Annotated in this window: 25 protein-coding genes; 12 read left to right on the plus strand and 13 right to left on the minus strand. The window is 55.0% G+C overall.

All coding sequences use genetic code 11. The features are described from left to right. Positions 1-6: 6 nt before the first annotated feature. Positions 7-552, minus strand: a complete 546-nt coding sequence (locus VMW85_02735; protein ID HUT26949.1) for a hypothetical protein — start codon at positions 550-552, stop codon at positions 7-9. 125 nt (positions 553-677) lie between these two features. Here VMW85_02735 and VMW85_02740 point away from each other — a divergent pair, with 125 nt between their 5' ends. Continuing rightward, positions 678-1,928 (plus strand): Glu/Leu/Phe/Val dehydrogenase, encoded by a 1,251-nt coding sequence (locus VMW85_02740; GenBank protein ID HUT26950.1) that lies wholly within the window; start codon positions 678-680, stop codon positions 1,926-1,928. 63 nt (positions 1,929-1,991) lie between these two features. Continuing rightward, positions 1,992-2,267, plus strand: a complete 276-nt coding sequence (gene albA, locus VMW85_02745) for a DNA-binding protein Alba (protein HUT26951.1) — start codon at positions 1,992-1,994, stop codon at positions 2,265-2,267. Here albA and VMW85_02750 read toward each other — a convergent pair. Beyond that, positions 2,264-2,968, minus strand: a complete 705-nt coding sequence (locus VMW85_02750; GenBank protein HUT26952.1) for a DUF835 domain-containing protein — start codon at positions 2,966-2,968, stop codon at positions 2,264-2,266. The two genes, albA and VMW85_02750, sit on opposite strands and share 4 nt — an antisense overlap. A 93-nt stretch (positions 2,969-3,061) precedes the next feature. Between VMW85_02750 and VMW85_02755 the strand changes: the two genes are divergently transcribed. Next, the gene (locus VMW85_02755) at positions 3,062-4,564 is read left to right on the plus strand and encodes a hypothetical protein (GenBank protein ID HUT26953.1); all 1,503 of its coding nucleotides are present in this window, start codon (positions 3,062-3,064) and stop codon (positions 4,562-4,564) included. Here VMW85_02755 and VMW85_02760 read toward each other — a convergent pair. From VMW85_02760 to VMW85_02780, 5 genes are all read right to left on the minus strand, one after another. After that, positions 4,551-5,555, minus strand: a complete 1,005-nt coding sequence (locus VMW85_02760) for a class I SAM-dependent methyltransferase family protein (protein ID HUT26954.1) — start codon at positions 5,553-5,555, stop codon at positions 4,551-4,553. The genes VMW85_02755 and VMW85_02760 overlap by 14 nt on opposite strands. 4 nt (positions 5,556-5,559) lie before the next feature. Beyond that, entirely contained in the window at positions 5,560-6,717 is a 1,158-nt protein-coding gene (locus VMW85_02765) for an NAD(P)/FAD-dependent oxidoreductase (protein ID HUT26955.1), read from the minus strand. Between the two features lie 94 nt (positions 6,718-6,811). After that, entirely contained in the window at positions 6,812-7,465 is a 654-nt protein-coding gene (fsa, locus tag VMW85_02770) for a fructose-6-phosphate aldolase (protein HUT26956.1), read from the minus strand. Next, the gene (locus tag VMW85_02775) at positions 7,462-8,406 is read right to left on the minus strand and encodes a transketolase family protein (GenBank protein ID HUT26957.1); all 945 of its coding nucleotides are present in this window, start codon (positions 8,404-8,406) and stop codon (positions 7,462-7,464) included. Before VMW85_02775 ends, fsa begins: the two co-directional genes overlap by 4 nt. After that, the gene (locus VMW85_02780; GenBank protein HUT26958.1) at positions 8,403-9,239 is read right to left on the minus strand and encodes a transketolase; all 837 of its coding nucleotides are present in this window, start codon (positions 9,237-9,239) and stop codon (positions 8,403-8,405) included. The genes VMW85_02775 and VMW85_02780 overlap by 4 nt, the downstream gene beginning before the upstream one ends. Before the next feature lie 144 nt (positions 9,240-9,383). On the opposite strand from VMW85_02780, the gene VMW85_02785 reads away from it, so the two are divergent. Further along, positions 9,384-10,154, plus strand: a complete 771-nt coding sequence (locus tag VMW85_02785) for an HD domain-containing protein (protein HUT26959.1) — start codon at positions 9,384-9,386, stop codon at positions 10,152-10,154. Here the strand turns inward: VMW85_02785 and pcn are convergent. Both pcn and VMW85_02795 read right to left on the minus strand, forming a co-directional pair. After that, complete coding sequence (pcn, locus tag VMW85_02790; protein ID HUT26960.1) at positions 10,151-10,888, minus strand: proliferating cell nuclear antigen (pcna); 738 nt, start codon at positions 10,886-10,888, stop codon at positions 10,151-10,153. The genes VMW85_02785 and pcn overlap by 4 nt on opposite strands. Before the next feature lie 453 nt (positions 10,889-11,341). Beyond that, positions 11,342-11,554: a hypothetical protein gene (locus VMW85_02795; protein ID HUT26961.1), complete on the minus strand. Its 213-nt coding sequence runs from the start codon at positions 11,552-11,554 to the stop codon at positions 11,342-11,344. Positions 11,555-11,941: 387 nt separating this feature from the next. Here VMW85_02795 and VMW85_02800 point away from each other — a divergent pair, with 387 nt between their 5' ends. Next, positions 11,942-12,067, plus strand: a complete 126-nt coding sequence (locus tag VMW85_02800; GenBank protein HUT26962.1) for a hypothetical protein — start codon at positions 11,942-11,944, stop codon at positions 12,065-12,067. A 76-nt stretch (positions 12,068-12,143) separates the two neighbouring features. Here VMW85_02800 and VMW85_02805 read toward each other — a convergent pair whose 3' ends face one another. The 3 genes from VMW85_02805 to VMW85_02815 all read right to left on the minus strand — a co-directional run bounded on the left by VMW85_02805 (position 12,144) and on the right by VMW85_02815 (position 13,777). After that, positions 12,144-12,449 carry a transcription factor S gene (locus VMW85_02805; GenBank protein HUT26963.1) on the minus strand — a complete coding sequence of 102 codons (306 nt, stop codon included), beginning with the start codon at positions 12,447-12,449 and terminating at the stop codon, positions 12,144-12,146. 56 nt (positions 12,450-12,505) lie between these two features. Further along, positions 12,506-13,408, minus strand: a complete 903-nt coding sequence (locus VMW85_02810) for a hypothetical protein (GenBank protein HUT26964.1) — start codon at positions 13,406-13,408, stop codon at positions 12,506-12,508. Positions 13,409-13,498: 90 nt separating this feature from the next. Beyond that, on the minus strand, positions 13,499-13,777 hold the full coding sequence (locus VMW85_02815; GenBank protein HUT26965.1) for a hypothetical protein: 279 nt from the start codon (positions 13,775-13,777) through the stop codon (positions 13,499-13,501). A gap of 194 nt (positions 13,778-13,971) precedes the next feature. On the opposite strand from VMW85_02815, the gene VMW85_02820 reads away from it, so the two are divergent. From VMW85_02820 to nadC, 3 genes are read left to right on the plus strand one after another with little or no spacing between them, the layout of a single operon-like run. Continuing rightward, entirely contained in the window at positions 13,972-14,391 is a 420-nt protein-coding gene (locus VMW85_02820) for a secondary thiamine-phosphate synthase enzyme YjbQ (protein HUT26966.1), read from the plus strand. Between the two features lie 25 nt (positions 14,392-14,416). Then, a complete protein-coding gene (locus VMW85_02825; GenBank protein HUT26967.1) occupies positions 14,417-15,655 on the plus strand; it encodes an MBL fold metallo-hydrolase in 1,239 nt (412 codons plus the stop codon). A gap of 37 nt (positions 15,656-15,692) precedes the next feature. Continuing rightward, positions 15,693-16,508, plus strand: a complete 816-nt coding sequence (nadC, locus tag VMW85_02830; GenBank protein ID HUT26968.1) for a carboxylating nicotinate-nucleotide diphosphorylase — start codon at positions 15,693-15,695, stop codon at positions 16,506-16,508. On the opposite strand, the gene VMW85_02835 is transcribed toward nadC, so the two are convergent. Beyond that, positions 16,509-16,952, minus strand: a complete 444-nt coding sequence (locus VMW85_02835; GenBank protein HUT26969.1) for a hypothetical protein — start codon at positions 16,950-16,952, stop codon at positions 16,509-16,511. It lies immediately after the preceding gene. A gap of 82 nt (positions 16,953-17,034) precedes the next feature. Between VMW85_02835 and VMW85_02840 the strand changes: the two genes are divergently transcribed. From VMW85_02840 to VMW85_02855, 4 genes are all read left to right on the plus strand, one after another. Next, complete coding sequence (locus VMW85_02840) at positions 17,035-17,214, plus strand: hypothetical protein (GenBank protein ID HUT26970.1); 180 nt, start codon at positions 17,035-17,037, stop codon at positions 17,212-17,214. A 50-nt stretch (positions 17,215-17,264) separates the two neighbouring features. Further along, positions 17,265-17,969, plus strand: coding sequence for an anaerobic ribonucleoside-triphosphate reductase activating protein (locus VMW85_02845; GenBank protein ID HUT26971.1), 705 nt, complete (start codon positions 17,265-17,267; stop codon positions 17,967-17,969). 75 nt (positions 17,970-18,044) lie between these two features. After that, the gene (locus VMW85_02850; GenBank protein HUT26972.1) at positions 18,045-18,761 is read left to right on the plus strand and encodes an ATPase domain-containing protein; all 717 of its coding nucleotides are present in this window, start codon (positions 18,045-18,047) and stop codon (positions 18,759-18,761) included. A gap of 4 nt (positions 18,762-18,765) precedes the next feature. Continuing rightward, positions 18,766-20,100, plus strand: coding sequence for an ATPase domain-containing protein (locus VMW85_02855; protein HUT26973.1), 1,335 nt, complete (start codon positions 18,766-18,768; stop codon positions 20,098-20,100). Positions 20,101-20,130 lie beyond the last annotated feature (30 nt).

Here is a 20,130-nt window from a genome sequence, read left to right on the forward strand (position 1 = left end):
ACTTCCTCAATCCTCCCGGCGACATACCCAGCGGCACTCCTGGTCGCCGGCGGTCATCTTGTGGGTCTGACACCACTCGAACTCCGGATTGATGACCTCGCAGAAGCCGTCGACGAACTGACCGAAGATGGTGCACAATTCAGGGGATTGGTCTGAAAAGGGGCATTCCTTGGCGACCTTGATGACCGATGACGGGGTCTTCTCCACGATCTCACCGCGCACGCCCAAGGCTCCTTCCCAAAGGTCGATGAGGGAGGAGATGGCGATGCCGTCCCTCTCCACTATCTCATGTTCTTCCAAGGCACTCGCGCCCGCCTTTTTCCCCCCCAGACGCATTAGCGGCCCCATCAGTTCCAGGGTCCTCTCCGAACCATAGCTGGAAACCATCTCGCTCACGGCCGAACCTAGGAACTGATGTAGGATCTTCTTCATTGGTTCGGAATTGTTGCTCAATACCACGGCCTTTATCACGGTGCACCACCAGATGGTGATGGCTTCCTTGGCCATGTTCTCCATCTCCTCCCTGGTCAACATCACGTCCTTGTTCGTCATGATCGAGTCCTCAACGGGGCCTCACCCTTGCCCCGGGTACTCTATCATCCTCACTACTTACAATTTTTTCCCCGTTGGCCGATGTTCTTAAATGGCTATGTCACGCATAATAATCCCTGATGTCCATGGGCGAGGATAATCCTTATCATAACGCTGTCAGGCACGTAGAGAAGGTGGGTGCCATGTTGGAGTTGGATTCCCAGGTGATCGACCGTCTGAAGGTACCCAAGAGGACACTGGAATGCAATTTCCCGATCAGGATGGACGATGGCAGCGTACGCAATTTCACAGGATACCGCGTACAGCACAACTCGGTCCGTGGTCCTTTCAAAGGGGGGATACGTTACCATCCCGGGGTCACGCTGGACGAGGTCAAAGCTCTGTCCATATGGATGACCTGGAAATGCGCCGTGGTCGGGGTGCCGTTCGGCGGAGCCAAAGGGGGGGTGATCTGCGACCCCAAGGCATTAAGCCTGGGAGAGCTGGAGCGCCTAACGAGACGGTTCACCTCAGAGATCGTTCCCATCATCGGCCCTGACGTGGACATTCCGGCCCCGGACATAGGGACCAACGCTCAGGTCATGGCCTGGATCATGGACACTTACTGGGCTTTGACCGGGGACTGCTCGTTGGCTGTCGTCACCGGGAAACCGTTGGAGATCGGAGGCTCTCTGGTGCGGGAAGAGGCCACTTCCCGAGGCATCATGGACGTGATCTCCGCCGCGTTCCAGGAACGCAGAATGGACATCAATGGAGCTAGGGTGGCGATCCAGGGCTTCGGTAACGTGGGTTATAACGCGGCTCGTCTGTTATATCAGGAGATGGGCTGCAAGATCATTGCCCTGAGCGATTCCAGTGGTGGGATATCCTCCCCTGATGGGCTCGACCCTCTGAAGGTTTATGATCACAAGCGGCGCACTGGCTCGGTCCAAGGGTTCGAGGGCGCCCAGGACATCAGCAACGAGGAACTGCTTGAAATGGACTGCGAGCTGCTGGTGCCCGCGGCATTGGAGGACGCCATCACCTCCCGGATCGCTGAGAACGTAAAGGCGAGAATGGTTGTGGAAGGGGCCAATGGACCGACCACCCCGGAAGCGGACGAAATATTGTTCCAGCGGAACATACCATTACTGCCGGATATATTGGCCAACGCCGGCGGGGTAACCGTGAGCTATTTCGAATGGACCCAGGGCCTGCAGAGGCTGTTCTGGACAAAGGAAGAGGTACGCTCCCAATTGAAGGAAAAAATGACCGTGGCATATGAACGGGTGTCCGCCATGGCAGAAAAGGAGAAGGTGAACATGCGAACCGCGGCCAACCTGCTAGCCTTGCACGATGTGGTCAAGGCCATGGATATCAGAGGATTGTTTCCTTGATAATTAATAACGAAACATAATATATGATCAAAAACAAAATAAAATTAAAGGAACGTGATCACAATGGACGATGAGCACATAATATACATCGGCAAAAAACCGACAATGAACTACGTGCTAGCGGTGGTGTACCAGCTCAACAGCGGGATCCCCAATGTGACCGTCAAGGCCCGAGGCAGGGCCATCAGCAAAGCGGTCGATGTGGCGTTAATAGTCAAGGACCGATTCGTTCAGAACAGTGAGATACAGAGCATCACGATCAACACCGAGGTCCTGGAAAACTCCGATGGGCAACCTACGAAGGTCTCCTCCATCGAGATCCCCCTGATCAGATCCTAGGACATCTCATTTTCGAACAGGTGCAGATCGTTCCCGGAAAAGCTCTTCGGTTCGTAGGGGAGCAGGAGCATTGAGTTGGCCTGATAAACATCATCCTTGAGCTTCTGGGCGATCTTCAGGAAGGAGCGGAAATCGGTATTGGTGACTATGAAGGTCATGCCGTCCAGTAAAATGACCGAGCTATTGCCCTTGTTCTTGGCCAAGAAGTTGCGGATGGCGGTCTGCATCTTGGCCGTCTCCGTGGGCTGCAGGTATTCATCTGGGTCCTGGTCCCCGGCATTGGGGTCGGCCTTGGTCAACCATAGCACGGAACATTCCTTGTCCACGATCTGTCGCACGTCCTTGGGGCTCATGCGGGTGATGCACAATCCTTGCCATCCCTCCCTAAGCAGGTCTCGAAAGGCCTCTAACCCTTCCCGATTGTTCTCACCCTTGAGCAGAACGGTCTTCCCCGGTCCGGCCTCTTGTCGGGTGATGGTGAGCTGCGGTTCCTCGGTAAAGCTCACTCCCAGTTCCCGTTCTATCTGCTTGCGCCGATGGACGACCTTCTTGGATATGCCATTCTTCTGGTTCTTGGCCAGGAGCTGTATCTCAGTACTGTTGTAATTCTTGCGACAGGTGAGGCTGAGCAACTCTTCCAGAGATTCCCTGAGGCCTTCCTCATAGCCTTTCAGGTACCCGTCAGCATATTCTTTGGTCAACCCATCCCTCACCTCTATATGATTGGCAGCGATAAAATAATTATCTAGTGATATCAACAAACAATTTTTATCCCGCCGACCGAATGGGGGGGCATGCGCGGTGGGATTCGCTTCCGGGGGATCAAGTCCACCCCCAAGAACCTGGAGAAGGAGTTACTGGCAACTTCAAATAAATTGGCCGATGACCCCTCGCTCATCATTCCCAAATGTATGGACGAAAGCCGTCGCTGCCCCTTCATCAAGATCGAAAAGAAGTTGCAGAAGGTGTTAAGATACAAGGACGACCCGGACCGGCTGGTCAAGTTAGCCAGCACGGGAGATCAGTTTATAAGGGCGTACGCTGCCACCATCTCATTGGCCGCCTCCGGAAAACTACCATACCTGATGAGCACGGAGCTTCCAATGGGGCAGGTCTCCTTCGCCATGCGGGGAAAGGTCGATCGGGAGAAGCTCATCGGCTTGCAGCACTTCGATGATCCGGACCTCAGGCTATTGGCATACTGGGACATCGCCCGCTCGGAGAAGGTCCACATTTACTCGACCGAAAAAGGTCTTTTCTGCTCGAACGAGGGCCCCAAGGCCCCAGCGGAGTACGTACAGGAGATGATAGGCAGCCTTCCCTATCGGTCGGTCGATGGGTCCTGCGGACACGATGACCGACCCGCGGTCCGCATTCGCTGGGTCTCCGCCGGGAAGGAGGTTCGGGTCTGCGCGGAATGCGCCTCCGACGTAAACACCGCCCACCATCTCATGGGTCGGGTAGCCGCTCCTGATCCATTCGATGACCTCCAGGTAAGCGTGGAACACACCTATATTGGAGGACGACCGGAATGTCAAGGGGAGTTCGCCACACCGAAGACCTTGATCCAAAGTTATGTTAAAGGTGACATTGACGACGCTGAGCTCATCTCCTCGCACATCACTGAAAAGGGTAAATGGATCCTTTCCAAGGGACAGGTGTACGTTCTAGGTCAGGAGTGCTTCGGCCGGGACGGGAAGGCCTTCCTGCAAGCCCTGAAAGGTAGCGACCTCGAAAGAGAGGCTCTGCAGGCGGTCATCGCCAAGGACGTCCCCCTGGTCTCTGATCAGAACCAGGCCGGCAAGGTCATTGCCGAGGTGTGGGAGGAGCAAGGGCGGGTGATGCTAAAAGCAGTCTCGGACGAGGAGATCGCTTTAAAAGTGATAGGATCGGCCGACCTAACCCCTGGTCAAATGCTGATCGAGGCTCGACGCCTTCTGCAAGAGCGCGAAACGCTGTCCGCCATGCCGAACTACGAACAATTAGGGTCACTTGGGCAGCTGGCAGACTCACTGGCCCGGGCGTTCAAGCTGGAAGGGGCGGCGGCCATGCTCAGGCTCATCGAGAGGACCGAGAAGGAACACCGCTGTCGGACGCTGTGCTATGCCTTCCTGGAGGCGACCGGCGAGGCGCATTCTCACAAATGGCAGTTCACCAACGAGGAACGAGAATACGGAAAGCACCTCAGCTCTCATGCTAGCTCCATGATAAACTCCTTCGGCGAGGATTACCACCAAGCCCTTGTAGGACTGCTGCGGGACGTCGGATCCGATGAGACCCCGGTCAAAAGACCTTGATATCCACTACCATATGGGATATGGAAGGGGCGTAGGCTTTGACCTCTCTGACCTGTAGCACATCAAAGGGGCGGCCGCAGGATCCTTTCCGCAGATTATCGATCAACCCCTGTGGGATACGATCGATGGAACAGGTATCCTGATAGTGGATGATGCCTCCTTCCTTCACCAGGTTGAACGCCTTGGGCAAGAACTTCCAAGTAACGTTCACATAGCCCATGACCACCCGGTCGGCGAAGCGCTCCCCCGGCAGGTCCCGATTGTCGCCCTGAAACACCCGCACCCTATCCTCGACACCGTTCAACCTTATGTTCCGCTCCAGGAAGCCGACGGCCACCGGATTGATCTCGCAGGCCACGACCTTCTCTGCCCCCGCCTTGACGGCCAGGGGCAAGGTGAAATAGCCTATCCCCGCGAACATGTCCACGACGGTCTCACCACGGCAGTCCAACGCCGCCATGCGCTGCTTCTCGTCGAAGTTGCCCGAAGAGAACATGACCTTGGTCGGGTCCAGGCAATATTGGATTCCGGATTCCAGGTGGGTGGTCTCCGTATCAGTGCCGTATACCAGCTCCACGTCCGGTCGTCGTTCCGTTCCGGTGATGATCCCCTTTTCCAGCAGCACAGCCTTGGCCCGTAGCACCCTGGCGTAGGCTTCGGCCACCACCATCCGGTGGGGAAGCAGATCATGGGGCAAGCGGATCACCAGAACGTGGCCCAGCCGTTCATACTTGTCCGGAAGCAGTCTCAACAGCTCCGGTGGCAGGTCCAGGAGTTCGGCGATGCGCTCCTGGGGAGGGCGATGACGGTCCTGCCTTTCCAGCTCGGCTTCGACCACCGGGTACCGGGGAAGGGGGTTCTCTCCCTTCAGAGGGAGCAGCACCATATCTCCCGTACTTCCCGGTTTCCATTCCAGGTCCAGCTGGCGCGATCGGTTCAAAAGGTCCTTGGCCTGGTCGGCCTCCAGCTTGGGGACCCGCAGGGCTTTCACCGGCTCACCGCCTCAGCAAACGGAGCAGGAGCAAAGGGGAAAATGCCAGTAGTGAAGGGGATGCCTTCAGCACCCGGGGCGCCAACGCCGTCGGATAATCGATGTCCCCCGTAGCAAGTATGCGGGTGACACTTTCCCGGTCCAGTTTACCCCCCACATTGTCTAGGTCTCGGTCGGTCATGCTGGCGAAAACCCTTCGCACCCTGTACGATCTGCGAAGCTCGTTCCCGAAGACCAACTTCCACTGTCGTTCGTAATCGGAAAGACGCTTCGCGGAGAGGTCATTGCTCTGGAAGGCCTCTTTGAGAACGTCGGCGGCCATTCTCCCCGCGGTCATACCAGTGAAAAGTCCCCCTCCGCTCAGCGGTTTGGCCATGCCGGCAGCGTCTCCGGCTATCAGTACGTTATCAGCATAAGTGTGCTTAAGATGCCCCAGGGGAATGACGCCAGAATAGGTGCGCACCCTTTCCGCATCGTTCCATTCGTTCATCTGTAATAGTTCGTTAAGAAATTTTTGCGGCGTTCCATTTTCAGGAGAGATACAGAGGCCTACCCGTGTCAGATCGCCGCAGGGAATGGCCCAGGCGAAGAACCCTGGAGCGACCTTTCGGCCTAGGAACACCTGAGCGCAATGCTGATCGTCAGCTTTCATGCGCAGGTCCACCTCGATGCCTCGTACGACCTCCTTGGCCCTTCCCAAACCTAATTGGGAGGCGGCATTGGAGCGGAAACCGTCGGCGGCCAACAGTGCCCGGCAGTCCACATTTCCATCGGATAGCGATGCGGTGATGCCGTCCGCCGACCGTTTCACTGACAGGCAGCGGTGGGAGGTAAGCACTTCCGCCCCGGCCTTGATCGCCCTCTCCGAGCACCTGCGGTCGAACTCTCCCCGGTCCACGACCACCGCCTTGACCTCCTCTCCCTGCAGGGACAATGTCCTTCCCCCAGGAAAATGCAGGCAGGCACCGTTGATGTGGTTGATGATGGTGTCATTGGCCGAGGCCAGCTCTACAACGCGAGGTGTGACCAGTCCGGCGCACTGCACCGGTTCACCTACACGGGGGTGCTCTTCCAGCACCTTCACGTCCAGAGACTGGGCCAAGGAGGTGGCGGCAATGCAGCCGACCGGTCCCCCTCCTATCACCAGTACGTCGCAACGCATTGCCATTTGAAGAGGAGCGGCCTATATCAATCTTTTCGAATTGGTCGAATCGATGAAATAAAAATGGAAAAAGGGTGAAGGGCAGAACGTCCCTTCACTTAAGTCCACCAGAGACCTTCTCCCAGTCCTTCAGGAAGCGTTCGATGCCGATGTCCGTCAGCGGGTGCTTGAACATCTTCTTGAGCACATCGAAAGGTATGGTGGCGATATGCGCCCCCATGCGGGCCGATCGGGTCACGTGCATGGGGTCCCTGACACTGGCCACGATGACCTCGGTGTCGTAATCGTAGTTGTCCAGTATGTCCATGATCTCCGAGATGAGGCTCATGCCGTCCTGACCTACGTCGTCCAATCGCCCGACGAAGGGCGAGACGTATCTGGCACCGGCCTTGGCCGCCAGCAGCGCCTGGTTGGCCGAGAATATCAGGGTCATGTTGACGTTCACGCCCTCGTTGGCCAACAACTTGGTGGCCTTCAGACCCTCCTCGGTCATAGGTACCTTGACGACTATGTTTTCGTTGACCGCGGCCAGCTTCATTCCCTCGGAGAACATCCCCTCGGACTTCAGACTGATGACCTCCACGCTTATCGGTCCGTCCACGACCTCGCAGATCTCGTTGACGATGGTGGCGAAGTCCTTTTTCTCCCTGGCGATAAGGCTGGGGTTGGTAGTTACGCCGTCCAAGATGCCCCAGGAGTTGACCTCCCGGATCTGTTCGATGTTGGCAGTGTCGATGAATATCTTCATTTCTTTCTCTCCATGACCTTGATGGCAGCGGCGACCACTTCCTTGGCGCTCATGCCGTACTCCCGCATCAGTTCGTCGCTCTCGCCCGACTGACCGAAGACGTCCTGCATGCCCACCCTCTCCATTGGAACGGGGTATGATTCAGCCAATGCGGCGGCGACCAGTGTACCCACGCCGGAGACGATGTTGTGCTCCTCCGCGGTAACGACCGCACCGCAATCGCGGGCGGCCTTGCTCAATGTGATAGTGTCCAAAGGTTTAATGGTGCTCAGATCGACCACCCTTACCGATATGCCCTTTGCGGCCAATGTTTCCGCCGCTTCCAAGCAGGCGGCCACCATTTGCCCGGTCCCGACCAGCGCCACATCGTTGCCGTCGCGAAGAACTGAAGCCTTTCCCACCTGGAAATTATCGTCCTTGGGGGTCACGATGGGAACGTCGCTGCGCCCCATGCGCACGTAGCACGGTCCGGGGCGGTCGGCTATGACCTTGATCGCCCGGTAGGTCTCCGGGCCATCGGCCGGAACTATGACCGTCATGTTGGGTATGGCGTTCATCAAGGCGATGTCCTCCATGGTCTGGTGGGAGGCTCCGTCCCCGCCCACGGTAATACCAGCATGCGAAGCGACGATCTTCACGTTCAGGTTAGGATAGGCAATGGACTGCCTCACCTGGTCGTAGGCCCGTCCAGTGGCGAACACGGCGAAGGAAGAGGCGAACACGGTCATACCTCCCACTGCAAGACCGGCGGCGGTGCCCATCATGTTCTGCTCGGCGATGCCGCAATTGAAGAAGCGCTCCGGAAAGAGCTTCCCGAACTCCGCCGTGCGGGTGGATCCAGAAAGGTCCGCGTCCAGGACCACGATGTCATTCCTGATCTTGCCGAGCTCGACGAGCGCCTTGCCGTAGTTCTTGCGCTGAGAATCGTAGGACCAGTTCACGCCGATCCCCCCAGTTCGCGCATGGCCTGTTCATACTCCTTTTCATCGGGGGCCTTCCCGTGGAAGCCCACGTTGTTCTCCATGAAGGACACTCCTTTCCCCTTCACCGTCTTGGCCACGATGACAGTGGGAGAGCCGCTATGTTCCATGGCCATCCCTATGGTGTCCAGCACCTGCCACATGTCATTGCCGTCCATGAAGAGCACGTTCCATCCGAAGCTCTTCCATTTGTCACCAAGAGGTTCCAGGGCCATGACCTCTTCCGTCCGGCCATCGATCTGCAGGCCGTTGCGATCGATGATGCAAATGACATTGTCCAGGTGGTTGTGGGCGGCGAACATGGCCGCCTCCCAGATCTGACCTTCGGCCATCTCACCGTCGCCGCAGAGACAGAACACCTTGCGGTCCAGTCCCTGCAATCTCAGGGCGAGCGCCAGTCCGTTGGCCACGCTCAGTCCCTGACCCAACGATCCGGTGGACATCTCCACTCCAGGCGTCTTGACGCGGGAAGGGTGGCCTTGCAGCCGGGAATGCAGCTTGCGCAGGGTGATCAGCTCTTCCGTGGGGAAGTAGCCACACTCGGCCAGGGCGGCATAGTAGATAGGGGCGGCGTGCCCCTTGGACAATATGAAATGGTCTCGGTCCAGGGAAGAACCGCTTTCCGGGGAATGATCCATTATCTCGAAGAACAGGGCGGTCACAATATCGGCAGAGGAGAGCGAACCTCCGGGATGTCCAGATCCAGCAGCGTGGATCATACGGATGACGTGACGGCGCAACAATTCGGCCTTCTTCTCAAGCTCTTTGACGGTTTTCTCGTTAAGGTCATGCAAAGTAAAGCACCTAAAGGGATGGGGGTTACCCATTATCCTAACATGACTTAAAAATATTTTCCACCGCACCCGTTCTTTAACGTTCCTTTTTTTACGGTTACACGAAGAAATAAAATAATCTAATGGCGACAGTATGGATAGATCATGGTGTTCGAAGTGCCGGTCCAAGGGAACGTCCGCTTGGCCACGATGTTGGAAAGGATCAACGCGGACGAAGAGCTCAAAGCGCTTTGGAAAGCATCCAATATCAACGCCATCGACCGGCTGGGATTCAGTGATCACGGTTCCACCCACGTGCGCATCGTAGCCCGCAACGCCCTGAAGATGCTCAGGCTGCTGGTGGGGAGCGGCCGTTCCCCCGGGGTGGTACAGAACTACGGACTGACGGTGGAGGACGCCGAACTGGTGGTGGTCTTGGCTTCGGTGACGCATGACATCGGCCTATCGGTGCACCGGGAGAACCACGATGAGTTCTCGATCGTCCTGGCCGGGCCAATACTGCGCCGTCTGTTACAGGGAATGTATACCGAGCCTTCACTGACGTTCATGGTGGCGGAGATAGAACATGCCATGATATCTCATCACGAAGGTTTTGTCCCCTATACGATGGAAGGGGGGGTCGTCCGGGTGGCCGACGCCCTGGACATGGAGAAGGGAAGGGCGAGGATCCCCTTCGCCAGTGGAAGTGTGAACATCCACTCCGTAAGCGCTCTGGCCATCGATAAGGTAAGGGTGATCAAAGGAGAGGAGCGCCCTATTCTCATCGATATAGACATGAACAACTCCGCTGGGATCTTTCAGATCGATGAACTGTTGAAAGAGAAGATCGCCCGCTCCGGATTGCGGGACCTCATCACCGTGGAGGTCCGAGTGCCGGGGGCGGAGAACAGTATCGTTAAGGGGTTACGCCTCTAATCGTTCTCGATCCTAGGCGCCAGCAGGTATTTCACTTGACCATTGCCCGAGGCTATGTCGAACTCCAGTTTGACCGGCAGGTCGTTGCCCAGGTTGATATTGACGTTGGTGCCACTGGGAATGGCCTTGATCATGTTGGAGAAGTAGTCCATTGGGAAAAGGGAGCGGATGCTCTCCGAGCACTGCAGATCAACCAGAAGGGCCTTGGGCAGTTTTAGACTGACCGAATCGGTATCTCCCTCTGACACCATCTCGAACCCATCGGTGTTGGCCATCAGTGCCACGTGGTCTGAGATGCTCTCGGCGGCCTTGATGCCCCTCTGCAGCTCATCCACGGTGACCGTGATGCGTGCCGGAAGGGTCAGGTTGGGAACTTTGGGGTCGCTCATACCCTCGGTACTGACAAGGTTCATGCGGCGGGTGATGTTACCCACCATGATGATCAGACGGCCACGCTCTTCGTCCTGGCGCATCTCGATCAGATCTCCTGATCTGGAGAGTCGAAGAACTTCCTTCAGTTTGTCCAGGTCCAATCCCAGGTCGATCTCAGTGGCGGAGAATTGCTCGAACGCGTCCTTGTTCAAGGTAAGATCTATCATGGCCACATGCGCGGGGTCCACGGCCTTTAACACAATGCCGCCCTCCCCGATCTTGAACTTGGCTTCATCGATAAGTGTGGATACGACGTCAACAACCCCTTTGAGGGTCTCTGCTTTTAACTTCGCCTGAAACATTGGGTCCCCTTCCACACAGTAAAGTTATGTGTTAATTAAACCTTTTGCGTGGAGGGAAGCTGGCTGAAATTAAAAGGTACAGTGATCATCTGGATTCCTTCGTTGAGGTGCGGTAATGCCGGCCTCGTTTTCTTCATTTATGGTCCTAAGTTCACTCAGAAAGGATAGGACACTCGACCGGGGCATGACGCGCCCTCTCCCGCACACACAAAATCGGAAAGAGGGAAGAATAGCATGGAAAAATTCGAGACAATCTATAGGCAGGCAGGGCTGGATTTCCCAGCAGACCGGAGACTCAATAGCGACGTTGATCAAGTGGTACTCGCACCTATCCCTGGAAGACAGGCATGAGATCGGGAACGCGACGAACTTGATGGGCAGTGTATGATCATCGATCGCCGCGAACCACGAATCAATTTATCAGCTTGGATCGTTGGATCGAACCCGATACGATCATTCCTCTCTCAGGTACCCGACGATGATTATGATCGCACCCAAAACCATCAGGATCAGGCCCAATATTTGCATAGATAGTGGCCAGTATGTTTCATGATATCTCGAGGCGTAATAATTAATCATGCCCAATCCGCTATAAGATACGAGAAAACCGATAATTACGGTTATGCCGCCTGTCAGGAGGAACTGAGATTTTTTCTTCCATTTCATGAGGAAGATTACAAATCGGACTCAGAATAAAACTTTGTGTTCCATTGTAATATCAGAGAAAATCGGATAAGGGAGCCCTCCCCAAATTTAATATTAAACCCCTTGAAAAACCCCGTCCGATTATGAAATCTTAACCGGATACTGACCAAGATCGGGTATGATAGAGAATAATGAAGAAAGAGTGGGACAGCGGAGATGACCGCAAACTGTAGGTTATAAGCAGAGGTGGGGGAACACAATACAAGATATTAGACTGGAGAAGTTCATCGAAATGTTCTACGATCACATGAGGGCGAATCTCGACTGCGAATTCAAGGACACCTGCCCGACCCGGAAAGACCTCGGGCACGTCCTGGTAATCGTCAAGCAGCGGAACAATGCTGAGTCGTGGAGCTCCAAAGGATAATGGGCCATTCGTCCGTGGAGATGACGATCCGTTACCTGGGGATCGGGGACGACGACATCAATCACGGCATGACCTTCAGGCCGGATTACGCCGGAGGAACAAAATGACGCGATTTTGTACCCTCCGGGTCTTAGCCAGCAAACGTATGTGGAAAATAAACCTTTTCCGCACCATCAGCATGATTCAGTATTCACGCCAGGAGTGGCTGCAGGAGACGCATCGGAATATTTTGGTTTCGGGCTCATCGGCCGCGCGGGTCTGTCTCAATACCCAAAAAGCTTCAAGATGTCCGCACTTGGGACATTCTGTCCGAGTACGGGGCAAAGTAGGAGCGTTGCCTTCGATTACGGTCATCTCCTTTTCCTTTCCACTGGTGGTGAAACATACCGGTTCACCGGTCTTGGTGACCTCACAACCACATATCGGGTTTCTGCATATGAAAGCACCTTTATCGGGCTTCATAATGCTTCTGCACTTAGGACAAAACATTTAATTCTCGCCGAAGTCCCACAAAATCTAGGTCTATAAAAAAGTATTCTGCGGACCTAAATGAACTTCCAATCGCCTGGCTTGATGTTTTTACCTTTTCCGCTATTTTTCCCAGAGCGCTTTGCAAGCCCGGCGACGTTGCGGTGTATTTGCTCCTCTTCCGGTTCCTCGCCCTCATCGTACCACTGTTCTCCCTTTCCGGCATACTCCTCAGCGAAGCCGTTGTCGGAGACAGTGTTCACGTCCTTCATGTCCGAGAAACGAATGACCTTCTGTTCCGCCCTGGCCCGGGGAGCTCTGGCGGCGACAGGCCGTCCGCCCTTCACTGGTTTTTCCGGCTCAGGAGAGGCTTTCTCTCCGCCGCCTACGACCACCGTCATGGAGTTGCCGCCGTGCCTTGCCACGTAGTTCAGCTCCAGGCGGGACTGCTCCGCCATGATGCCACCGATATAAGCGAATGCGGCAGTTATGATGTAAACGTCCATGCGCACTCCGGTGGCGATCTGGATGGTATCTATGAACGATGTCAGGTACATCTGTGCGAAGACGATGTACGGTGCCAGTAGCGGGACCAGGTCCCCTAGGTTGTTTAGGATGGCGGTCGGTGTCCAATCCACCCCCAAGATGACCGTGGGCAGGATCCCACTGTCCACTAGGCTGGAGATGGCGAAGATGACCGTTAGGGGGACCAGGGCGGCCAGGACTCCTTTCCAGGGCTTTCCCGCTCGGCGGCCACCGACGAAACCGGCGACCATCTGCCCGAAAACCGGCAACCACCATAATAAAATCGTCAGCACAAAGGAGTACTTCACCGCGCTCCAAAAGCTGAAAGGTACCTTGAGATCTTGGAACTTCTTGATCTCCTCGTCCTCATAGACCTCTGATAGGCGGTATACCCCGCGGTCAATGAGAGTATTGGTGATCTCATCGTCCTCATCGGCGCTCCGCCTAAATACCATCCCATCACCTTCGGTCGGACAGTCGTCCGACAATTACATTATGGCAGGGATACTATAAATCACTTCTTCTGGAAAAACGGGGGGCCAGTGTCATCTAGGAATGTATCCGCTCATGCCATACATCCTCAATGCGCTCTTGGTGCTCTCCGGGGTTATACGATTTGGCATGGTGGCATATTTCATTATGTCCTCGATGGGATATTCCAAGAAGGACGAGAGGAGCGTTAGCCGTTTCAAGGGGAAGGCCTGCTTTCCCTGCATGATCTGCACCACTCCCCATCCGGGATGCACCCTCGATCGATAACCCAGTCGGCGTCCTAGTTCGTTCACCGAACCCGCCTTTTCGATCCCCATCTTTATAAGTTGCACTCTAAAGCCTGAGTTAAGCCAAATCTTCTCACGTTGGACCGGCCGTCTCATTCCAAAGGCAACGGCTAGCTCGCCCATAACAAAATATCATCCTTCACGATATTAAACAATGATGTTCGAACATTCGTCTTTCCTGACAGTTCTACTTCCACCAAAAATGGTATATATGAATTTGGAGTAGCCTGAATGAGCAGATGGTAACGTTTCGTAGGTTAGCTACCATAGGAACCAAAGGCGAGGGTGATGTCGTAGACATAACCGAGCTAGTGGAGAAAACGGTCGCGGAATCGGGCATGCGGCAGGGCGTGGCCATAGCATTCACGCCCCATTCTACCGCCGCTGTAGTGACCATAGAGAACGAGCCAGGTCTGAGAGAGGATCTCTCTCGAGCCTTACAGAGAAACTTTCCATCTGACATCGAATATCAGCACCATCTTCGCTGGGGGGACGGAAACGGGCACTCGCATGTGCGCTCAACGTTCCTAGGTGCCTCGGTATCCCTGCCCTTCGATGAAGGGCGCCTTGAAATGGGACGATGGCAGCAAGTAGCGCTTTTGGAGCTGGACGTCCATGAACGGCAACGAGAGTTGATAGTGCAGTTGCTGGGCGAATAATTACGATCAAAGAGGTTGAAATAATATGAAATTGAAATTCTTAGGCGGCGCCGAAATGGTTGGCAAGCTAGGTATGCTTGTCGAAAACCAGGGCGCCAATATATTGTTCGAGTACGGTCTCCGTCTGGTCAAGAAGGAACCTCCGGAGTTCCCGTTGCCGGCCCCAAAGGTCGAAGGGGTGTTCATCACCCATTCCCATCTGGACCACAGCGGTGCAGTGCCATTACTGGTCCAACAGCAGGATTGCGACGTCTATTGCAACGATCTGACCATGGAGGTCGCCTCTCTGCTGTTCCGGGACTCCATCAAGATCGCCAAGTCTGAGGATTATAGTCATATCCTGCGTTACACCGAAAACGATGTCCGCCGTACTTTGGAGAACTTCAAGTTCATTGCTCCAGGGGACACTCATTCCATCGCTGGGATGGAGGTGCGGGCGCACTCCGCAGGGCATATTCCCGGGGCGCAGATGTACGAGATAAAGGGAGAGTCGACCACCCTGTTCACTGGCGACCTGCACACTCAGAGCACCTGGCTCACCCACGGAGCGAAACCGGTCAAGTGTGACAACCTGGTCATCGAGGCCACCTACGCCGGTCGAAATCATCCACCTCGAAAGAATAGCGAAGCCCTTTTGATCCAGAAGGTACGCGAGGTGGTCGAGCGGGGAGGCACGGCCATCATACCATGCTTTGCCGTCGGACGAATGCAGGAGGTCATGTTGATCCTCAAGGACCTCAACTATGATATGTGGGTGGATGGAATGGGAAAGGTCGTCAACGGCATGTACTTGGATTATCCGAACTATCTGCGCAACGTCAAGGACTTCAAGATGGCCAGGCGCAAGTTCCAGCCTGTGCGGTCCGCCCCCGCCAGAGATAGGGCACGAAGGGGACAGGTGATCATCACTACCAGCGGCATGCTTGACGGAGGTCCGGTGCTGCACTACCTGGACGATCAAAAGGACAATTCCAAGAGCGCGGTCATGATGACCGGGTATCAGGCCGAGAACTCCAATGGCCGAATGCTGTTGGAGAAGGGAGTGATAGAGACTCCGAAGGGAATTTCCAAGATCCAGTGCGAGGTCATGACCTTCGATCTGTCCGCTCACGCCGACCACGACGAGCTGTTGAGCTTCATCAAAGGTTGCCAGCCAGAAAAAGTGGTGCTGATGCACTCCGACAACCGCGAAGAGCTGGCCCAGGACCTGGAAGGGGATTATGAAGTGTTCATGCCCCAGAGCGGTAACTGGTTCGAGGTCTGAGACGAGCTTTGATATCGGTTAAAGGAGATTGAGGAGCATGGACCTCATCGACCTTTATCTCCAGGAGGATCTGGGGGAAGGGGACATAACCTCCCTGGCCTTGGTAGACGACCGTACAGGCCGGGCGATCATCACCTCTGGTGAGGACGGGGTCATCGCCGGTGTCGAGGAGGCCATCGAGGTCTTTCGAAGGACAGGCTGCACCTGCCATGCACTGGCGGACGACGGTGCGCGCGTCGTTAAAGGCCAAGAGGTTCTGGAGGTGCTCGGTCCCTGGAAGGGGATACTGGCTGGGGAGCGGTTATCTCTCAATATCATCATGCGTATGAGCGGCATCGCCACCCTCACGCGGCAGGTGGTGGAATCATGCCACAAGGCAAACCCCAACGTGGTCATAGCCGCCACCCGCAAGACCACGCCAGGATTCCGTCGATATGAGAAAAAGGCGGTACGTCTGGGTGGAGGGGACCCGCACCGTTTCAGACTGGACGATGCTTTTCTGATCAAGGACAACCACCTGACGGTGGTCGGCGGGGTCTTCCGTGCAGTACGGAAGGCGCAGGCCTATTCCTTCGGCAAGAAGGTGGAAATTGAAGTTGAGTCGCTGGAGCAGGCCCAGGAAGCTGCTCGGGCCTCGGCCGATATCATCATGTTGGACAACATGACCCCCTCCCAGGCCAAGGAATGCTACATCGCCATCAAGGCCATAGAGAGCAGGATCAAGGTCGAGGTCAGCGGAGGTATCACTCCGCAGAAAGCCAAGGAATACGCGCATTACGCCGACATCATCTCGTTAGGAGCGCTTACCCATTCGGCCGCATCCGTTCACTTCTCGCTGCACATAGTGGAATGATCAGTAGCGTTTAGGCACATTCCCCTGGCGGTTATGTTCTTCAGCACATCGGTAGGCGTCGACCACCTGTATGACGAAGAAGACCAGGTAGATGACGATAGCAATCAAGGACCACCACACGAAATCGAAAGGGTTCTCCATCGTGATAAAGAACAATCCTGGAGCGAAGGAAAGGCCGACCAGGGACATCAGTATTATGATGGCGATGCCCCTCATCACCCTACCGACATATATCTGTCCCACTCCAGGTAACAATAGGGACAGAATGACGGCAATTATCGGGTCCTTGCGGTCCACCGCCCAGGTGTACGTCACGTTATTAACGTAAGGGTTTGCCGACTCCTGATGCAGTCCGGCGTATCCCGTGGCAGACGGTGCACCGCAGCGATCGCAGAACGATCCCCCCTCCCTGATCTGATTTCCGCACTTGGAACAGTAAGACATCCTTCCTCCCTATAGAGAAAACATCAATCACGTAAATCATCATTTCGAAAGTGTTTTATCATCGTCGATCACTGGGCGGTCCATGGACTTCGAGAAGTATGAATGCCAGTTCTGCGGTCGACCGGCCAAGCAGTACGTGTTCGCCGCCATGGTCTGTGAGAGCGAGGAATGCGTGGATAAGGCCCGGGAGGAACGAGGCGGTCCTGGTGGCCATATGAAAGCCAAGGTCCATGGCGACATCGTGGACATCAAGGACGATTGATATACTCAGGGAATATGATTAATAGCCCCCTGCTCCCATCATCCTTCCGGATGCTCGCCAGGATAGTTGGATTCGCTAAGACCTCATTGCTTGACTGGGATGGCATGGTGGCCACCACGATATATCTTCAGGGATGCAATCTTCGTTGCCCCTTCTGCCACAATGTCGACCTATTGTCCACCAACGCCGAGGTGGACGAGATTCCATGGGGATCGATCGAGGAATATCTTCTGGAAAACATCGATTTCCTGGACGGGGTCGTCATTACCGGTGGAGAACCTACTCTGAACGAAGACCTTCCCGAGCTGATCTCCAGGGTCAGAGCATTGGGTCTCAAGGTCAAATTGGACACCAATGGTACCAACCCGGAAATGCTGGACGACCTGATCAAGGCCGGCCTTCTCGATTTTGTGGCCATGGACCTCAAGGGACCGTTAGACCTCAAATATGACCAGCTGTGCGGTGCCTCCGTGGACCTGGTGGCGATCAAGAGCTCCATCAATACGATCATGACCTCAGGCATCGATTACGAGTTCCGCACCACTGTGGTGCCGCATCACCTGAACGCCCAGGACATAGAGCGCATGGCCGCTTTCATCGGCGGAGCCAAGAAGTATGCGCTTCAGCAGTTCAGGAACGAACGGACCCTGGACCCCCGTTTGAGCAAGGTCGATCCGTACGGTGAAGGCGTGATCCTTGGAATGGGTGAGATCGCTCGCAAGTACGTCCGCAAGGTGGTATTGCGCGGAATTTGATAAATGTCCAAGGAGATTTTAATATCTGGTAAGGTCATGGAACCTCGTTCGGCCACGAGGTCCGGGGGAAACACGATGGAAGCAGGCGACAGCAGGCTCAAGACATACATAGAAGGGTTCGATCGCATCCTTGAAGGTGGAATACCGCAAGGGCACATAGTGCTGGTTGCCGGCACGCCCGGGACTATGAAATCGTCCATAACCTATTACATGCTCTACAATCATGCCATGGAATCGGAACGGACCTCCGTTTACGTGACACTGGAGCAAAGCCGGGAAAGCTTGATGCGACAGATGGAAAAGATGGGCATGAACAATGAAAAGGTCAAGGACCAGTTGCATGTGCTGGACCTGGGCATCATCCGCAAGAAGCTCAAAGAGATCGCTGGCGGAACGTCGTGGTTGCATGTGTTCAAGACCTACATCTCCAATCTGAAGCAGAACCTGGACTTCGACATGCTGGTCATTGATTCCATGGAAGTGCTGGAGACGATGGCGGAGATACGCAATCGCCGCACCGACCTCTTTTATTTCTTTGAATGGCTGCACGACCTAGGGGTCACGGTCTTCCTCATATCGGAAAGTTCTGCTGATCGTCTGATCGAAGGTAAGTTCGATGAAGGATACCTATCCGACGGCATCATCACATTGAAGATGCAGGTCGTCCGGGACGTGGAGATGCAAAGACGTATCCGCTGCGTGAAAATGAGAGAGACCAACCACGATCCTTCCTACTACTCTCTCCTATACAACAACGGTCATTTCCAAGTGACGCGGGTCATAAGTGAGTGATCCCATGCTTCCCCGAAGCAGATACGAATGCCCTCGCTGCGGCTTCGGAGTGCGTCCAAGGGACGAGCAGTGTGGTCGCTGCGGTGAGAGCATGAACCCCACTGTCACCAAACCTGTAGAGGTCACCTTTTCCGCCGTGCGTTTGAACAATATGAAGATCGAGGAGTGTTCCACCATGCGTATCCGCTCCGTGGAAGCCATACCGGTGGCTAGACCTGACACGACAATACAGTTCAGGAGCGACAGTCTGGAGCGACGTGAGAAGGCCCTGGTGGAAAAGGAGAGAAAACTGGAGGCTTTGGCCGAAAGCCTGAAGGAGAGGTCTCAGAGGCTCGAATCGTTAGAAGAGGAAAAGGCCGTCGAGCAGATGTCCGAACGTTCGAATATGGACGAGCTTAGGCAGAAGGTCAGAGAGGACCTGTTACGTCAATTTCAGCCGGAACTCGAGGCACTGCAGTCTCAACTGGAGGTCAAGGAGGCAGAGCTAGAGGAGGCTCAATTAAGGGCTAGGATGCTCGAGGCCGGTGAATTGATCGAGCAGCCGGTGGACCAGGAAGAGATGGCCCGGATAACCGAGGAGATATTTCAGGAGCTGCGATCGCAGGTCGACTCACCACCGAAGGTGATCGATGCCGGTCTGATAATGACCAAGATCCCGAAGCTCGACAAGGTGCTGGGCGGCGGCATTCCCCATGGACATACCATTCTCTTCAACGGGGCGCCCGGTACCATGAAGAGCATTCTTACCTACACGATCCTTTACAAGGCCGCCCTTGATGATAGGACGAAAGGGCTGTACCTATCCCTGGAGCAGAGCAGTCGGTCGATCATGCGTCAGATGGAGAAGATGGGAATGCCGTTGTCGGCAACCGAAGGGCGGTTGGTAGTGGCAGACCTGAATGGTATGCGAGAGAGCATGAGCGAGGAACAGGGCACCTGGCGGGATATGATTTTACATTACGTGCAGAAGATGCAACGGGAGATGGAGTTCAAGATATTCGTCCTCGACTCCCTGGAATCGTTCAAGGCCATCACAGAACACAGCTTCAATAGGCAGGACCTCAAGGACCTGTTCGACTGGTTCAAATCACTGGGCATAACCGTGCTGGTGATCTCAGAGAACACCTCCGATGAGTGGGACGAGTCAAATCAGGGTGAAGCCTACCTTTCGGACGGCATCATAGAGCTATCGATGCACGAAATGAACGATTCACGAGTGCAACGCTGGATTCGCTGCGTGAAGATGCGCGGAATGAACACCGACCCTCGTTTCTTCAATATATTCCACGATGGAAATGAGTTCAATCTCTCCCTGCCGCTAGCGAATCAGCCCTTTTAATCTGAAAACGGTATTATATACCTATAACAG

This window comes from Methanomassiliicoccales archaeon, assembly GCA_035527755.1.
In the GTDB taxonomy this organism is placed as follows: Archaea; Thermoplasmatota; Thermoplasmata; order Methanomassiliicoccales; family UBA472; genus UBA472.

Coding starts and splice junctions, on each gene's coding strand:
- VMW85_02850 (HUT26972.1), top strand. CDS start 18,045: ATGGAAGCAGGCGACAGCAGGCTCAAGACATACATAGAAGGGTTCGAT.
- pcn (HUT26960.1), bottom strand. CDS start 10,888: ATGTTTCAGGCGAAGTTAAAAGCAGAGACCCTCAAAGGGGTTGTTGAC.
- VMW85_02805 (HUT26963.1), bottom strand. CDS start 12,449: ATGTTTTGTCCTAAGTGCAGAAGCATTATGAAGCCCGATAAAGGTGCT.
- VMW85_02855 (HUT26973.1), top strand. CDS start 18,766: ATGCTTCCCCGAAGCAGATACGAATGCCCTCGCTGCGGCTTCGGAGTG.
- VMW85_02835 (HUT26969.1), bottom strand. CDS start 16,952: ATGTCTTACTGTTCCAAGTGCGGAAATCAGATCAGGGAGGGGGGATCG.
- VMW85_02810 (HUT26964.1), bottom strand. CDS start 13,408: ATGGTATTTAGGCGGAGCGCCGATGAGGACGATGAGATCACCAATACT.
- VMW85_02740 (HUT26950.1), top strand. CDS start 678: ATGGGCGAGGATAATCCTTATCATAACGCTGTCAGGCACGTAGAGAAG.
- VMW85_02840 (HUT26970.1), top strand. CDS start 17,035: ATGGACTTCGAGAAGTATGAATGCCAGTTCTGCGGTCGACCGGCCAAG.
- fsa (HUT26956.1), bottom strand. CDS start 7,465: ATGAAGATATTCATCGACACTGCCAACATCGAACAGATCCGGGAGGTC.
- nadC (HUT26968.1), top strand. CDS start 15,693: ATGGACCTCATCGACCTTTATCTCCAGGAGGATCTGGGGGAAGGGGAC.
- VMW85_02795 (HUT26961.1), bottom strand. CDS start 11,554: ATGAAATGGAAGAAAAAATCTCAGTTCCTCCTGACAGGCGGCATAACC.
- VMW85_02755 (HUT26953.1), top strand. CDS start 3,062: ATGCGCGGTGGGATTCGCTTCCGGGGGATCAAGTCCACCCCCAAGAAC.
- VMW85_02735 (HUT26949.1), bottom strand. CDS start 552: ATGACGAACAAGGACGTGATGTTGACCAGGGAGGAGATGGAGAACATG.
- VMW85_02845 (HUT26971.1), top strand. CDS start 17,265: ATGCTCGCCAGGATAGTTGGATTCGCTAAGACCTCATTGCTTGACTGG.
- albA (HUT26951.1), top strand. CDS start 1,992: ATGGACGATGAGCACATAATATACATCGGCAAAAAACCGACAATGAAC.
- VMW85_02820 (HUT26966.1), top strand. CDS start 13,972: ATGGTAACGTTTCGTAGGTTAGCTACCATAGGAACCAAAGGCGAGGGT.
- VMW85_02785 (HUT26959.1), top strand. CDS start 9,384: ATGGTGTTCGAAGTGCCGGTCCAAGGGAACGTCCGCTTGGCCACGATG.
- VMW85_02765 (HUT26955.1), bottom strand. CDS start 6,717: ATGCGTTGCGACGTACTGGTGATAGGAGGGGGACCGGTCGGCTGCATT.
- VMW85_02825 (HUT26967.1), top strand. CDS start 14,417: ATGAAATTGAAATTCTTAGGCGGCGCCGAAATGGTTGGCAAGCTAGGT.